At 40.6% G+C, this 15,979-nt stretch carries 17 protein-coding genes; 1 reads left to right on the forward strand and 16 read right to left on the reverse strand.

Going from position 1 to position 15,979, the window contains the following annotated elements:
• Positions 1–7: 7 nt before the first annotated feature.
• From DXB39_RS02950 to rsxC, 6 genes are read right to left on the reverse strand one after another with little or no spacing between them, the layout of a single operon-like run.
• Complete coding sequence (locus DXB39_RS02950; RefSeq protein WP_117698415.1) at positions 8–799, reverse strand: RnfABCDGE type electron transport complex subunit B; 792 nt, start codon at positions 797–799, stop codon at positions 8–10.
• 13 nt (positions 800–812) lie between these two features.
• Positions 813–1,388: an electron transport complex subunit RsxA gene (gene rsxA / locus DXB39_RS02955; RefSeq protein WP_022243743.1), complete on the reverse strand. Its 576-nt coding sequence runs from the start codon at positions 1,386–1,388 to the stop codon at positions 813–815.
• Between the two features lie 14 nt (positions 1,389–1,402).
• Positions 1,403–2,125, reverse strand: coding sequence for an electron transport complex subunit RsxE (rsxE, locus tag DXB39_RS02960; protein ID WP_022243742.1), 723 nt, complete (start codon positions 2,123–2,125; stop codon positions 1,403–1,405).
• The gene (locus DXB39_RS02965; protein ID WP_117841015.1) at positions 2,125–2,733 is read right to left on the reverse strand and encodes an RnfABCDGE type electron transport complex subunit G; all 609 of its coding nucleotides are present in this window, start codon (positions 2,731–2,733) and stop codon (positions 2,125–2,127) included. The genes rsxE and DXB39_RS02965 overlap by 1 nt, the downstream gene beginning before the upstream one ends.
• Complete coding sequence (locus DXB39_RS02970; protein ID WP_022243740.1) at positions 2,726–3,673, reverse strand: RnfABCDGE type electron transport complex subunit D; 948 nt, start codon at positions 3,671–3,673, stop codon at positions 2,726–2,728. Before DXB39_RS02970 ends, DXB39_RS02965 begins: the two co-directional genes overlap by 8 nt.
• A 21-nt stretch (positions 3,674–3,694) precedes the next feature.
• A complete protein-coding gene (gene rsxC, locus DXB39_RS02975; protein WP_117841014.1) occupies positions 3,695–5,023 on the reverse strand; it encodes an electron transport complex subunit RsxC in 1,329 nt (442 codons plus the stop codon).
• Positions 5,024–5,219: 196 nt separating this feature from the next.
• On the opposite strand from rsxC, the gene DXB39_RS02980 reads away from it, so the two are divergent.
• Complete coding sequence (locus tag DXB39_RS02980; RefSeq protein WP_117841013.1) at positions 5,220–6,326, forward strand: ribonuclease H-like domain-containing protein; 1,107 nt, start codon at positions 5,220–5,222, stop codon at positions 6,324–6,326.
• Between the two features lie 123 nt (positions 6,327–6,449).
• Here the strand turns inward: DXB39_RS02980 and DXB39_RS02985 are convergent, their stop codons facing one another.
• The 10 genes from DXB39_RS02985 to DXB39_RS03030 form a co-directional block, all read right to left on the reverse strand.
• Entirely contained in the window at positions 6,450–7,223 is a 774-nt protein-coding gene (locus DXB39_RS02985) for a CheR family methyltransferase (protein WP_022243737.1), read from the reverse strand.
• Between the two features lie 20 nt (positions 7,224–7,243).
• Positions 7,244–8,335 (reverse strand): 30S ribosomal protein S1, encoded by a 1,092-nt coding sequence (rpsA, locus tag DXB39_RS02990; protein WP_117841012.1) that lies wholly within the window; start codon positions 8,333–8,335, stop codon positions 7,244–7,246.
• Positions 8,316–9,194 (reverse strand): 4-hydroxy-3-methylbut-2-enyl diphosphate reductase, encoded by an 879-nt coding sequence (ispH, locus tag DXB39_RS02995; RefSeq protein WP_022243735.1) that lies wholly within the window; start codon positions 9,192–9,194, stop codon positions 8,316–8,318. The genes rpsA and ispH overlap by 20 nt, the downstream gene beginning before the upstream one ends.
• Before the next feature lies 1 nt (position 9,195).
• A complete protein-coding gene (gene cmk, locus DXB39_RS03000; protein ID WP_117841011.1) occupies positions 9,196–9,861 on the reverse strand; it encodes a (d)CMP kinase in 666 nt (221 codons plus the stop codon).
• A gap of 36 nt (positions 9,862–9,897) precedes the next feature.
• The gene (locus DXB39_RS03005) at positions 9,898–11,133 is read right to left on the reverse strand and encodes an NAD(P)/FAD-dependent oxidoreductase (RefSeq protein WP_117841010.1); all 1,236 of its coding nucleotides are present in this window, start codon (positions 11,131–11,133) and stop codon (positions 9,898–9,900) included.
• Positions 11,126–12,055 carry a MurR/RpiR family transcriptional regulator gene (locus DXB39_RS03010; protein WP_022243732.1) on the reverse strand — a complete coding sequence of 310 codons (930 nt, stop codon included), beginning with the start codon at positions 12,053–12,055 and terminating at the stop codon, positions 11,126–11,128. Before DXB39_RS03010 ends, DXB39_RS03005 begins: the two co-directional genes overlap by 8 nt.
• 73 nt (positions 12,056–12,128) lie before the next feature.
• Entirely contained in the window at positions 12,129–12,770 is a 642-nt protein-coding gene (locus tag DXB39_RS03015; protein ID WP_117841009.1) for a hypothetical protein, read from the reverse strand.
• 240 nt (positions 12,771–13,010) lie between these two features.
• Entirely contained in the window at positions 13,011–14,429 is a 1,419-nt protein-coding gene (locus tag DXB39_RS03020) for an oxaloacetate decarboxylase subunit alpha (RefSeq protein ID WP_117841008.1), read from the reverse strand.
• Positions 14,430–14,439: 10 nt separating this feature from the next.
• Positions 14,440–15,591 carry a sodium ion-translocating decarboxylase subunit beta gene (locus DXB39_RS03025; RefSeq protein WP_117697187.1) on the reverse strand — a complete coding sequence of 384 codons (1,152 nt, stop codon included), beginning with the start codon at positions 15,589–15,591 and terminating at the stop codon, positions 14,440–14,442.
• Positions 15,592–15,601: 10 nt separating this feature from the next.
• Positions 15,602–15,967 (reverse strand): biotin/lipoyl-containing protein, encoded by a 366-nt coding sequence (locus DXB39_RS03030; RefSeq protein ID WP_022243728.1) that lies wholly within the window; start codon positions 15,965–15,967, stop codon positions 15,602–15,604.
• Positions 15,968–15,979: the final 12 nt, after the last annotated feature.

A 15,979-nucleotide genomic window follows, 5' to 3' on the forward strand; every position in this document is an offset into this window, starting at 1 on the left:
GAAACGATTATAAAATAATCTTCTTCGGACATTTCTCGGCACAAATGCCACATCCGGTACATTTCTCCTGGTCGATATAAGCCACATTATCTACGACATGAACTGCATCATTTGGACAGTTCTTCTCACAGAGATGACAGCCAATACAACCTACGGAGCAGGCTTTCATAACGTCTTTGCCTTTATCCTTGGAACTGCACTGTACCAGATGCTTTGCTTCATATGGTACCAGCTCAATCAAGTGCTTCGGACAGGCTGCAACACATTTTCCACATGCCTTACATACTTCCTTATCCACCTTTGCAATACCATCTACAACATGGATTGCATCAAACGGACATGCCTTTACACAGTTTCCAAAGCCAAGGCAGCCATAGCTACAGCTCTTTGCTCCGCCGCCCGGAATAAATGCCATAGCAGCACAATCTTCTACTCCGGTATATTCATAATCATGACCGGCTTTTTCACAGGTTCCTGCACATTTTACAAAGGCAACCTGCTTTGCGCCTTCTTCTGCAGCAACTCCCATGATTTCACCGACTTTTGCTGCAACCGGCGCACCACCAACAGGACATCCATTGACCGGGGCATCACCTTTTACAATAGCAGCTGCAAGACCGGAACATCCGGCATAACCACAACCACCACAGTTATTTCCAGGAAGAACACCAACAATTGCTTCTTCCCTTTCATCTACTTCTACTTTGAACTTTTCTCCGGAAACGCCGAGGAAAAATCCAATAAAAAGTCCTACGCCGCCTACAATAACGGCTGCAATAATAATTGCCTGTACACTCATCTTTTCTTTCCTCCTAAATCATTCCTGAGAAGCCCATAAATGCAATGGACATCAGACATGCTGTAATTAACACAATTGCTGTTCCTTTAAATGGCTTAGGGATATCATTATATTCAATTTTTTCACGAATTCCTGCCATAATTGTAATAGCAATAAAGAATCCAAATGCGGTTGCAAAACCGTTTACAACGCCCTCTAAGATACCATACTCTTTGGTTACGTTGGTAAGTGCTACACCTAATACTGCACAGTTGGTTGTAATCAAAGGAAGATACACTCCAAGGCTCTTATAAAGAGCAGGCATGGATTTCTTTAAGAACATTTCTACAAACTGTACCAGTGCTGCGATTACAAGGATAAATACAATAGTCTGTAAATACTGTGTTCCCGTCGGAATCAGTATAAACTTATAAATCAATGAGGTAACAAAGGAGGATATCGTTATGACAAAGATAACGGCTCCACCCATTCCAGCAGCGGTCTCTGTTTTCTTTGATACACCCAAGAAAGGACAGATACCAAGGAACTGGCTTAATACTACGTTATTTACAATGGCCGAACCAATTGCAATCAATAATAATGTCTGCATCTGTCATATTCCTCCTATTCACTTTTTTCCTCTGCATCTGCAGCTTTCTTCTCTTTTTCGCTGCAGGTTGCAGACATGCTACATCCGGCACAGTCTCCACTGATACAGCCGGCAGGCTCTGCCAGTGGTTTGCCTTTTGCTTCCATCTTCTGACGAACAATACTCATTAAAGCAACTAAGAATGCCAGTACCAAGAATGCACCCGGTGCCATAACAAAGATATTGATTGGTGTATACCATTTCAGTGAAAGAATCTGGAATCCAAACAACTGTCCTGCACCTAAAATCTCACGGACAATACCGATACAGGTTAATCCGAAGGTAAATCCAAGTCCCATACCAACACCATCTAAGATAGACAATACAGGTGGATTTTTAGATGCATAGCTTTCTGCTCGTCCAAGGATAATACAGTTAACAACAATAAGAGGGATATATACACCAAGCTGTTTAGCCAGTGCCGGTGTATAAGCCTTCATAATAAATTCTACAATGGTTACCAAAGATGCTACGATAACAATGTATGCCGGCATTCTGACACCATTTGGAATTGCTTTACGGAATAAGGAAATCAACAGGTTAGAGAAAATCAATACCACTGTTGTAGATAACCCCATTCCCAGTGCATTCATTGCTGATGTGGTTACTGCCAGTGTCGGACACATACCAAGCATCAGTACAAAGGTAGGATTTTCTTTAATCAATCCGTTATATACGCGTTCTAAATACTTATTCATTATTCAGCGCCTCCTTCCAATTCATTCTGGAAGTATGTAATGCAGGCATTTACACCATTGGTCATTGCTTTTGATGTAATGGTTGCACCGGAAATTGCTTCAATCTCGTTATCAGCAGATGGTGCCTGTTTCACAACGGTAAAGCTGTCTACATTCTTATTCTTATACTGTTTGGAGAAGTCTTCTGTCTTTGCCTTGTCTCCAAGTCCAGGTGTCTCTGACATACTGGTAACGGAATAGCCGTTTACGGTTCCATCATTCTTTATGCCAACAGAAAATGTGATATTACCCTGGCTTCCGTCTTTAGCTGTTACAGTAATCACATAGCCTAATACATTGCCATCTTTATCTAATGCTTCCTGCACACCATTGATTTCATCACTGTAACCATTCTGCTCTAACAGGCTGGCTGCGGCTTCTGCATCAAAATCATAGGTGGAAAAAGAATCTGCATCTTCAAACACTGCTTTGTATGCAGCCTGTGCAGTTGCCTCTTCTGCCTTTGCAATCGGATCCTTGGTAATCTCATATACCAGTCCGAGAATAAATCCGATTACTACGGTAAATACGGTTAAAATCAACGCGTCATGTACAATCTTCTTATTCATGCTGCTTTGCCTCCTTTACCTGTCCAAAGGCCTTTGGAATTGTAATCCTTTCAATCATAGGAACCAGAAGGTTGCTTAAAATAATTGCAAAGGATACACCTTCTGCGTTTGCTCCAAAGATACGGAATAATCCGGTAAGAATACCTAAAAGAATTCCATATAAAATCTGTCCCTTCGGTGTGATCGGTGATGTTACATAGTCGGTTGCCATAAAGAATGCACCAAGCATTAATCCACCACCACAAAGCTCAGCAACGATATAGTCGATGTCAAAGCCATGTCCGCCGAACAAGCTGATAAATACTACAAATGTAATGATATAGGTTCCCGGAATCCGAAGTGTAATGACACCCATCAGGATTAAGAACATTGCTCCAATTAAGATAGCAATAGCGGATGTCTCTCCGATGGTTCCGGCGGTCTTACCAATTAACATATTCATGGTATTAACAGCTCCAACGCCCTGTTCTCTGATCAGAGCCAGTGGAGTTGCTCCTGAATATCCATCTACAGTAAAGTTTGTCATGTCTGCGGCAAATGCTATCAGTAAAAAGCATCTTGCACCCAGTGCCGGGTTCATAAAGTTCTGTCCCAGTCCGCCAAACATCATTTTAACAATAACGATTGCAAATACACTGCCGATTACAGCTTCCCACCATGGAAGGGATGCCGGCAGGTTTAATGCAAGTAACAGTCCGGTAACTACCGCACTTAAATCACTGACGGTATTCTTCTTATGTACAATCAGATTGAAAATCCACTCTGATGCAATACAGCTTGCAACAGATACCAAAATCAATACTGCTGCTTTATATCCAAAATTAACAATACCAAATATACTTGTTGGAAGCAGAGCTATAATTACATAAAGCATGATTCTGCTTGTTGTATCTTTGGCTCGTACATGTGGTGATGATGATACATGATATAACTCACTCACAATAGTCCACCTCTTTCTTTGTTATTTATTTTTTTTCTTTTCAGCAAGAACCTGTTTTTTCATTGTCTTAATAAGCTGTGCTAACGGACGTTTTGCCGGGCAGATAAAACTGCAGCTTCCACATTCCACGCACTCAAGACCATGCCATTTTTCAAATCCTGCCATATCTCCATGCTCTGAGAATTTAGATAATCTGGATGGAACAATCTGTTCCGGACATGCTTCTACGCAACGCCCACAATTGATGCATGCTGTTGCATCTGCATCTGCTTCTGCCACTTCATCTTTGGTCATACAAAGGAGTGCTGAGGTAGTCTTGGTTGTCGGCACATCTAATCCGAACATTGAAAAGCCCATCATTGGTCCACCGGAAATAATTTTCTCCGGCTGCTCTTTAAATCCACCGGCAGCATCTAAAAGTTCCTGGAAACTGGTTCCGATTAAGAACTCAAAGTTACCCGGCTCTTCTACTGCATCACCGGTAACTGTAAAGATTCTGCTTGTAACAGGTTTTCCTTCTTTTACTGCATGGTATACGGCAACCATGGTTGCAACATTATCTACGATACATCCTGCATCTGCCGGAAGCATCTTGGAATTAATTGCACGTTTGGTTACTGCATAAATAAGCTGACGTTCACCACCCTGTGGATATTTTGTCATAAGAGGTGCGACCTCCATACGAGGCTCATCTTTCGTTAATTCTAATAATTTTGCGATACAATCCGGTTTATTATTCTCGACTGCAAATACACCCTTGGCATGTTCAAACATACTGAGAATGATACGCATGCCTTCTACCAGTTCTTCCGTGTGGTCTAACATGATGCGGTAATCAGATGTCAGATATGGTTCACACTCTGCACAGTTGGCAATAATATAGTCGATTTTTTCCGGTTCCTTCGGAGATAATTTTACGTGGGTTGGGAATCCTGCTCCACCCATACCAACAACTCCCGCTTCTTTTATACGGTTAATAATTTCTTCTTTGGAAAGAGCACTGACGTCTTCTACTGCCTGATACTCTACCTCCTTAAATTCACCATCGCTTTCAATTACAATGGAGTTCACCATATCACCTGTTGGAACTCTTCTTGGCTCAATTTTCTTAACAGTTCCGGATACGGACGCATGGATTGGTGCAGATACGAAGCCGCCTGCTTCTGCTATCTTCTGCCCTTTCAAAACGGAATCTCCTACCGCTACGATTGGTGTTGCCGGTGCTCCAATATGCTGCGATAACGGATATACCAGTTCACCTTTGGGTAATAATTCACGTATTGGCTTATCTTTTGATAAATCCTTTCCTTCGAAAGGATGGACGCCACCTTTAAATGTCATTAAACCCATCTTATGTGCCCCTCTTTCTATGATAGTATTGCACTGCATATGCAATGCGTTTAACATAAAATGTATTATAACACAAATTAGGATTTTTTGACACACTAAAAAGATTTTTTCTCAATATTTTTGTCGATTTTAAACAAGGAATGATTACTTTTTTCCCATACATCGTGTATAATAAAAAAATAACAGGAGGACAGATATGAAAACAATTGTACATGAAATTCCATATAGTCCGGCTTCGAATTTAGATGAGGAAATATTCACTGCTTCCTCTGTCTTTTTCGATATCGAAACTACCGGATTTTCCCCGGCTCATACCAGTCTTTATCTGATTGGATGTGCCTATCACATAGAACAGATGCTTTATATCAAACAGTTTTTTGCCGAAACACCGGAAGAAGAAAAAGAAGTACTTGAGCAGTTTCTTTTGCTATTAGACGGTTTTGATACAATTATCACTTTCAATGGAATCGGCTTTGATATTCCTTATCTGAAAGCAAAATGCAATACTTATGAATGTAACGAGCACTTTGCTGATTTTACTTATGTGGATATTTTCAAATCCATTTCCCAGATAAAGCATATTCTCCAGCTGCCAAATTACAAGCAGAAGACCATCGAAGCTTTTCTTGGTATTGGCAGGGATGACTTATATTCCGGCGGTGAATTGATTGAGATCTATCATTCGTATACCAGGGAACCACGTCCGGATAAATTGGAAATTCTTCTGCTCCACAACTACGAAGATGTTCTGGATATGCCTGCATTACTTCCCGTCTTATCCTATGTCCATCTGTTTTACGGACAGTATTTATCCTGCAGTGCTTCTGTTTCTGAATATACAGATTATAAGCAACAGAAAAAGAAAGAACTGATTCTTTCTATTGAGCCGGAATTTCCATTTCCAAAGCATATTTCCTGCCGCATGGGTTCTGTTTATTTCTATGCAAAGGGCAAAAAATGCACCCTCTCCGTCCGTTTAGAAGAGGATGCTCTGAAATATTTCTTTCCAAATTATAAGGATTATTATTATCTTCCGGCTGAAGATACTGCAATGCACAAAAGTGTAGCATCATATGTCGATAAAGAACACCGCAGACAGGCTACCGCTGCCACCTGCTATACCCGGCATGAAGGAAGCTTTCTTCCACAGTACGAAGAGCTTATTTCTCCTTCTTTTAAACACGACTATAAGGAAAAAATTTCTTACTTTGAACTTACGGAAAAATTTCTTTCATCGCCGGAGCTTATCAAAAGTTATGTAAATCACTTGTTAGACGCTATAAAAAACAAGAAAATTAAGTGATACCTACCTTATACGCCGCAGTGTGCATCCTCGCGGAGCGTTTTTTACTTTACAGGAAAGCAATTTCCTGTAAAAAAAGACCTCTTTCCCAATTTTGAGAACGAGGTCTTTACTATGTCATTATTATTTCTGAAAGAAAAATGACTGATGCCTTTTTAAATTCAACTCACGATAATTCATAATCTGCTCTGTACTTCCGATAAATAACATTCCATCTTTTGCCAAAGAATCATAGAACTTGCGATAAATCTCGTCTTTTGCTTCTTCTGTAAAATAAATTACTACATTTCTGCAGACAATCAAATGACAACCTGATGGATATGGATCCCGCAAAAGATTATGTTCCCGAAATTCTACATGCTTTTTGATTTCATCGGAAATCTTATAGGATTTTCCTACCTGTGTAAAATACTTACGCTTCAAATCATCCGGTACAGATTCAATGCTCTTTTCGTTATAAAGTCCAACTCTTGCTTTCTCAAGTACCTGTTTATCAATATCAGTAGCAATTATATGTATCTGGTTCAGCGGAACATGCTTTGATAAAGCCATTACAAGAGAGTATGGCTCATCTCCGGTAGAACACGCTGCACTCCAGATTTTCAAATTGCTGCCAAACTGTTTTATAAGTGCCGGGAAAACCTCTTCGTCCAAAAACTTCCACTGTTCCGGGTTCCGGTAAAATTCCGAAACATTAATAGTCAGGAAATTAATAAACTGGTCAAACTTCTCTTTATCTGTATGAAGCAGATGTACATACTCATCATAGGACTGAGCCTTATTCTTTACCAAAAGGCTGTCAATCCTACGACGCATCTGTTTCTCTTTGTAAGCATTTAAGTCAATCGTGGTCATTGCATATATATCTTTTTTAAACTTTTCATAGCCTTCAAACATATATGCTACCTCCTACCTTATTATTCTTCTGTAGGAACTTCTTCTGTATCAGCTTCCTCTTCTGGCAGAAGTGCTTTCATGCTTAAGCTGATTTTCTTGTCTTCTTCATTAAAGTCAACTACTTTAGCTTCTACTTCCTGACCTACTTTTAATACATCAGAAGGTTTCTCAACATGCTCTTTAGAAATCTGGGATACATGAAGTAATGCATCTACTCCAGGAGCTAATTCTACGAATGCACCAAAGTCTGTCATTCTTGCAACAACACCTGTTACCACATTACCAACTGCATATTTCTCTGCAGCATTATTCCAAGGATTCTCATCCTCAAATTTCATGCTCAGTGCAATCTTACTCTCATTGATATCTTTGATGAATACTTTTACAGTATCGCCAACTTTGAATACTTTCTTAGGACTTTCAACACGTCCCCAGGACATTTCAGAAATATGTAACAGTCCGTCTGCTCCACCAAGGTCGATGAATGCGCCAAAGTCTGTTACGTTCTTTACTGTACCTTCTACAACATCACCAACATGGATTCTCTCCATGAGTTCTTTCTGTTTTTCAGCTTTCTCTGCTACTAAAAGCTGTTTTCTGTCACCGATAATTCTTCTCTTTCTTGGGTTGAACTCAGTGATTACAAATGAAATTTCCTGTCCTTCATACTTAGATAAATCTTTCTCGTAAGTATCTGATACAAGGCTTGCAGGAATAAATACTCTTGCTTCGTCAACTACAACACTTAATCCACCGGATAATACCTGTGTAACCTTTGCGGTAAGCACTTCCTGATTGTTGAATGCTTCCTCTAAACGCTTGCTTCCTTTTTCAGCAGCAAGACGTTTGTAAGTAAGAAGTACCTGTCCTTCTCCATCATTTACCTTTAAAACTTTGGCTTCCATAGTGTCACCTACAGATACAACGGTGGTCAGGTCTACATTTGCTTCGTTCGTATATTCATTACGTGTAATAATTCCGTCTGACTTATATCCAATATTAAGGATGATCTCATCTGGCTTAACACCGATAACGACGCCTTCGACTACCTCTCCATTTCTTATTGTTTTAAAAGATTCTTCCAACATTTGTTCAAAACTCATTTCTGACATTATTTTGAACCTCCTCAATAATTTTATTTGGGGTAGATGCCCCTGCGGTAATACCTACGTTATCAATGGTCCGAAGTACTGCCGGATCCAAATCATCTATGGTTTGTATATAGTAAGTATTTGCACATTCGTTTTTACATATTTCAAATAACTTCTGTGTGTTGGAACTGCTCTTCCCACCAACCACAATCATTGCTTCAACTTCTTTTGCCAAAGCCCTCGACTGGGTCTGCCGCTCTTCCGTTGCATTACAGATTGTATTTAAAACAATTATATCATAACCTTTTTTATTTATAATTTCAACTAATTCTTGAAATTTATTGTAGTTAAATGTCGTTTGTGATACGATACAAACCTTTTTTCCTGCTGAAACCCGGAAATTTTCTGCTGCTTCCCTCGTTCCAATTACCGTAATTTCCTCTTCATTTCCCCATCCACGGATTCCTTCTACCTCCGGATGGCTGGCATTTCCGATAATTACAACATGATAACCGGCATCTCCATATTCCCGTACATGACGATGTATCTTCTTTACAAAAGGACAGGTGGCATCCACGATATGGTAACCGGCATTTTCTAATGTCTGATATATTTTTTCGCCTACACCATGGGAACGGATGACGATGGTTCCTTTTTCTGATTCTTCTATTTCTGAAATATCATGGATTACGGTTACGCCCTTTGCCTCTAAATCCTTTACCACTTCTTCATTATGAATAATCGGTCCGTAAGTATAAATCGGGTCTTTTATTCCATCCTTTGTTTCATCGTTTGTTTCAAGCTGTGCATAAACCATATCTACTGCACGCTTTACGCCAAAGCAGAAACCTGCACTTTTTGCAACTCTGACATTTTTCATATTAACATTTTTCCCTATAAATATTTTTGATGGTTTCTACCACTTCTTCAATTCCCATATCCGAAGAATCTACAAGAATGGCATCTTCTGCCTGCTTTAATGGTGAAATTTCCCGATGCATATCCTGATAATCACGGTCCGCAATATCTTTTTTAATCACTTCCAAATCACAGGCAGCACCTTTTTCCTGCAATTCCTGATATCTTCTCTCGGCTCTTGTTTCAACACTTGCAGTAAGATAAATCTTTACCTGGGCATTCGGCAGCACACAGGTTCCGATATCTCTTCCATCCATGATAACATCTTTATCTGCTGCAAGCTTCTGCTGTAATTCAACCAGTTTTTTGCGGACTTCCTTATAAACACTGGTGGCAGATGCCATTTTTCCAACTTCTTCTTTCCGGATTTCTTTGCTGACATTCTCACCGTTTAAAAGCACCTGCTGTTCTCCGTTCTCATAGGCAATAGATACTTCCACGGTTTTACAGGCATCTGAAATTGCTGCCTCATCTTCCTTTGCAATGCCATTTCTCATAAAATACAATGCCATACTCCGATACATGGCTCCTGTATCTACATATATAAAAGAAAGTTCCTTTGCAAGCTGTTTTGCTATAGTGCTTTTTCCGGCTCCTGCCGGTCCGTCGATTGCTATATTAAAGCTCATTTCTCATCCTCCGATTTTTCTGCTTTTTTATTCTCTTTATTCATTTCCAATGCTGCTTCCTGCCAGATATCCGGTAGACCAGGCAATCTGCAGATTAAAGCCGCCGGTAAATGCATCCAAATCCAATACCTCTCCGGCAAAATAAAGATGCTTTGTTAATTTTGATTCCATGGTCGATGGATTTACTTCTTTTACAGAAACACCGCCCTTTGTAATAATGGCTTCCGAAAAGCCCCGTAAACCAGTCAGTGTAACCGGGAACTTCTTTGTCAAGTCCACCAGTCGCTGCCGTTCCTCTTTGGTTACTTCATTGACACGCTTTTCTGCTGGAATCTTAGCAAGTCTTAAAATAATCGGCAGGAATTTGGACGGATATAATTTTTCAATTCCATGAATCACCTGCCGGTTCTTTGCCTCTTCAAAGTCCCTTAAAATTCTGTGATCTAACTGTTCTTCCGAGAGTGCCGGTTTCCAGTCAATGTATAATTGCAACGGCTGTTTTCTTACCGCATCATTTACCACACTGCTGGCGCTTAACATCAGAGGTCCACTTACGCCAAAATGGGTAAATAACATTTCTCCAAAAGCTTCATACAAAAGCTTTTTGCCCTGATAAATGCTCGCCTTTACATTTTTCAACGATAGCCCCTGCAATTCTTTGACATATTCCTCTTCTGCGTTAAAAGGCACAAGGGATGGACTGCAGGTTTTTATGGTATGTCCGCAGGCTTCTGCGAAACGATAACCATCCCCGGTAGAACCGGTAGATGCATAAGAACAGCCGCCTGTTGCAATAACTACTGCATCTGCCGGCATTTTCTTTCCCTCTGCAGTAATTACTCCATGTACACAATTCTCCGATACCATAAGCTTTTCTACCGCTGTATGATACATAATCTTTACTTTATGTGCATCCAGGGAGCGTTTTAAGGCTGCAATGACATCCGATGAATGGTCTGATACCGGAAATACACGGTTTCCCCGTTCCACCTTTACCGGTGTTCCATTCTGTTCAAAGAAATCCATGACCCGGAAATTGTCATAAGAATAGATTGCGCTGTATAAGAACTTGGAATTCCTTGGAATGTTTGAAAATAGTTCTTCCGTATCACATGCATTGGTAAGGTTGCATCTTCCTTTTCCGGTAATGAATAATTTTTTCCCGATTTTCTCATTGCGTTCTAACAATACGACCTGATGTCCCTGCTCTGCCGCAGCAATTGCTGCAAAACAGCCCGCCGGTCCACCACCGATTACAAGTACCTTACTCATCTGCATCTCCTAATTTGGCATATCTCATTTTGATTTTATCATCAATATAATTAATTTCATCATTTTCATATACCTGATATTCATTCCAGATATCCTCCAGGGTCTCCAATGTCTTGGCAACCTCACCCTGCTTCTTCATACACAAAGCAACAATCAGTGCGTTGATAACACTAAGCGGTGCCACCAGAGAATCCACAATAGATGCCATATCACTTCTTGCAATCAGATTACAGGAAGAATATAAATTCATTGGGGAATGCACACTATCTGTTAATGTAATTACTTTTGCATTCCGGTTATTGGCAAATTCCATTGCCTTTAAGGTACGCATGGAATATCTTGGAAAACTGATTCCGATAATGACATCATCCTTACTGATTCGCACCATCTGTTCAAATAATTCACTGGAATTATTGGTCTGAAGCAATGTCACATTTTCAAACATCAGATTAAAGTAAAACGCCATAAAAGCTGCCAGTGGAGCGCAGCTTCGTATTCCAACAATATAAATATGTTTTGCTTTGATAATGGTATCTACTGCCAGTTCAAAAGCATGCTCATCAATATGTTCCAAGGTATCCTTAATTTTCTCCTGATCCGACTGCAATACCGTTTCTAATATATGCGACTGGCTGATTCTTCCATAAGTCACTTCCATACGCTGAATGGAGTTGAGCTTATTCCGAACCATCTCCTCTAAAGCCTTCTGAAATTCCGGATAACCCTTATAGCCTAAATGTGTAGCAAATCGTACTACAGTCGATTCGCTCACACCTACTACCTGTCCCATTTTTGCTGCCGTAAGAAATACCGCCTTATCATAATTATCCGTAATATAGGTTGCTAATATTTTCTGTCCTTTGCTTAAACTTCCATAACATTCGTTGATTCGACTGGTCAAATCATTGGTATTCCCATTCATAGTTCCTTCTTCTCGATTCTACAAATATTTTGCATTTTTTATGTCGTTTTAACATCTTTTTGCAGGATTTTCGTCAGTTTCCATGTCGTCTGGCAATTTCCTGCTTCTGCTTGGAGGCGACATAAGTCCCCAAGTCGAGATTTGCCTGCTTTACCGTACATCCTACAATCACTTTCGTTTCATCTACCGGCTCCTGACGAACAGCCATACCGGATAACTGCACTTTAAGCCTGCTTGCTTTATCTTCAAACGTCAAATGAAACGGTCCCATGGAAAGATAATTCATATCCGGCATCCCCACAAATGACACTCCGGTAGCACTGATATCCTTCACAACCACAGAACGATTTGCTCTTGTACTGTCAATGGACAACATTCCATCCAGTCCCAGATACTGGCGATACGCCTGTCTGCGGTTCCATTTTATTCCTTCACGCTTGCATACAATTGCATGATATTTTTCTTTTCCTGCCTGGACGGTCTGCATTCTGCACCCCTCCCATATCAGCGGTTTGATTCCATCTTCCATATAAATTACACTGATATGCACCTTATCTCCGGAAAAATTAATAATTTTTCCATCATAACGTATTGGCTCAATTAATAAAATGCCTTCTTTTCCAAAAGCAACTGTACTATCATATTCTGCTGAAGCATTCTCCACTTTCACCAGCACCTGCACCGGCTCCCCTGTCCCCAATTCATACAGTTTCATTGTCCTTCACCTTTTTCCTCTCCAAATACCGTGAAAGAACTGCCACAATATTTTCAAATGCTTTGCAATTAAAATTGTCTACCCCATGACAAATCATGACTTCATCATAGCAATCTTTTGTCCTCTTGTCCATAGAATTTTTATGTAATTCTGATATTCCATTATACCAATCAAAAGGAAAACAGCTACAGACATATTTGTCTGTAGCCGCTTCTTTACTGCTATAGATAGCAAGGTACCCTATACCGGATATGCTCCGTTCTTTGTATCTGCAATTGTTGTATCAACTTTCGTCTGCTGTGCCTGACGATATTTGAAGAACTCAGTAGCAACCTGTGGGAATAATGCATAAGATAATACATCTTCATCCTGCTGTTTGTACTGTTTCATTTCAGCTTCAATCTTATCTAATTCAGGCTCAAGTAAGTCTGCCGGACGGCAGGTAATTGCCTTATCTTTGTCAGCACCAAGAACCTTATCCACAACTTCCGGATTGAAAGGTTTTACAGTCTGACCATATTTTCCAAGAAGAATATCCTTGGTCTCTTTGGTAGCAACTTTGTAACGCTCACCCATTAATACGTTAAATACAGCCTGTGTACCAACAATCTGGGAAGAAGGTGTAACAAGTGGTGGCTCACCAAGGTCTTTACGAACGCGAGGTACTTCAGCCAGTACTTCTTCGTATTTATCTTCCTGTCCCTGCTCTTTTAACTGGGAAATCAGGTTGGATAACATTCCACCCGGTACCTGATATAACAAAGTCTTGATATTAACACCAAGTACCTTTGGATTCATCAGGCCGCTGTCTAATGCTTCCTCACGCATTGGGCGGAAGTAATCAGCGATTTCAGCCAGTTTGTTCTGGTCAAGACCAGTATCATACTGTGTTCCCTTGAATGCTTCTACCATAACTTCGGTTGCAGGCTGGCTGGTACCAAGTGCAAATGGTGACATTGCGGTATCGATAATGTCACATCCAGCTTCTACTGCTTTCATGTATGTCATGGAAGCAACACCGGAAGTATAATGTGTATGCAGTTCGATTGGAAGGCTGGTTGAAGATTTCAGAGCCTGAATCAGTTCGGTTGCTTTCTGAGGAACCAAAAGTCCTGCCATATCCTTAATACATAAGGAATCAGCACCCATGTCTTCTACTCTCTTTGCCATTTCCATCCAGTAATCCAAGGTATAAGCATCTCCTAATGTATAGGATAATGCAACCTGAGCATGTCCTTTTTCTTTGTTACATGCTGTTACTGCTGTCTGAAGGTTACGAACATCATTTAAGCAGTCAAAAATACGGATAATATCAATTCCGTTTGCAATAGATTTCTGTACGAAATACTCAACCACATCATCTGCATATGGACGATATCCCAAGATATTCTGTCCACGGAACAGCATCTGAAGTTTTGTTTTCTTAAATCCATCTCTTAATTTACGAAGTCTCTCCCATGGATCTTCTTTTAAGAAACGAAGGCAGGCATCAAATGTTGCTCCGCCCCAGCACTCTACTGCATAATATCCAATTTCATCCATTTTCGGGATAATTGGAAGCATCTGTTCTGTTGTCATTCTGGTTGCAATCAGAGACTGATGTGCATCACGAAGAACAGTTTCTGTAATTTTTAAAGGTTTTTTCATTTCTTCTGACATTTCTATCCTCCTATATACCAAAGATTGCCATAAATACACCGGCAGCTACTGCTGTACCGATAACACCGGCAACGTTTGGTCCCATTGCATGCATAAGTAAAAAGTTTGTCGGGTCTTCTTCTGCACCGACCTTCTGCGATACACGCGCAGCCATAGGCACGGCGGAAACTCCGGCAGAACCAATCAACGGATTAATTTTTCCTTTGGTAATCCAGCAAAGCAGTTTTCCAAAGAGAACTCCGGCTGCAGTACCAAACATAAATGCAATCAGTCCAAGAGCAACAATCTTAAGTGTGCTGAAATTTAAGAATGCTTCTGCACTGGTAGATGCACCAACGGAAGTACCCAGAAGAATAACTACGATATACATCAAAGCATTGGATGCTGTATCTGTAAGCTGTCTGACTACACCAGACTCACGGAAGAGGTTACCAAGCATAAGCATACCAACCAACGGAGCGGTTGTCGGAAGAATCAGACATACAATTGTAGTAACTACGATTGGGAACAAAATCTTCTCCAGTTTGGATACCGGACGAAGGTTCTCCATCTTGATTGCACGTTCTTTCTTTGTTGTAAACAGTTTCATAATTGGCGGCTGAATAATCGGAACCAAAGACATATAAGAATATGCTGCCACCGCAATCGGTCCCATCAATGCAGCCTGTCCTAATTTACCGGCAAGGAAGATAGAGGTCGGACCATCTGCTCCACCGATAATAGATACGGCTGCTGCTCCCTTGTCATTGAATCCCATCAGAATTGCAAGCAGGTAAGCTCCGAAAATACCGAACTGTGCTGCTGCTCCTAAAAGGAAGCTGATTGGGTTTGCAATCAAAGGGCCAAAATCTGTCATCGCACCAACTCCAAGGAAAATCAGAGAAGGTAAGATTGACCACTCATCCAGAGTATAGAAATAATAAAGTAAACCACCGACACCATTGCTGGTCTCTTCCGGACTTGCAATAATGTCCGGATAAATGTTAACCAGAAGCATACCAAATGCAATCGGAACCAAAAGAAGAGGTTCATAACCTTTCTTGATTGCCAGATATAAGAATACGCAGGCAATTACAATCATAAGGTAGTTACCCCAGGTCAGGTTAAAGAATGCAGTCTGATGCAGGAGGTTACTCATTGTGTCTCCAACATAACTTAACATAATTTTCCTCCTAGTTGTTCATTGTAGCAAGTAATGCTCCTGCTTCTACGCTGTCACCAACTGCAACTTCGATGCTTGCAACTGTTCCGTCTTCCGGTGCAACAACAGGAGTCTCCATTTTCATAATTTCAAGAATCAGAACTGCATCACCTTTCTTTACTGCTGTTCCAGGCTGAGCCTCAATCTTGAATACTTTTCCGGCTGCTCCGGCTTCAATCTTAATGCTTCCTGCTCCGGCTGCTGCCTTAGGTGCTGCTGCTTTTGCTGCAGGAGCTGCTGCTGCCTTTCTTGGTGCAGCTACAGGTGCAGATGCTCCGTTCTCTTCTACGGTAACATCATAAACATTTCCATTTACTGTAATTGTATAGTTTTTCATCTTTATATCCTC

Origin of the sequence: Roseburia sp. OM03-7AC (assembly GCF_003462625.1) — a bacterium.
GTDB classification, from domain to species: Bacteria; Bacillota; Clostridia; order Lachnospirales; family Lachnospiraceae; genus Roseburia_C; species Roseburia_C amylophila.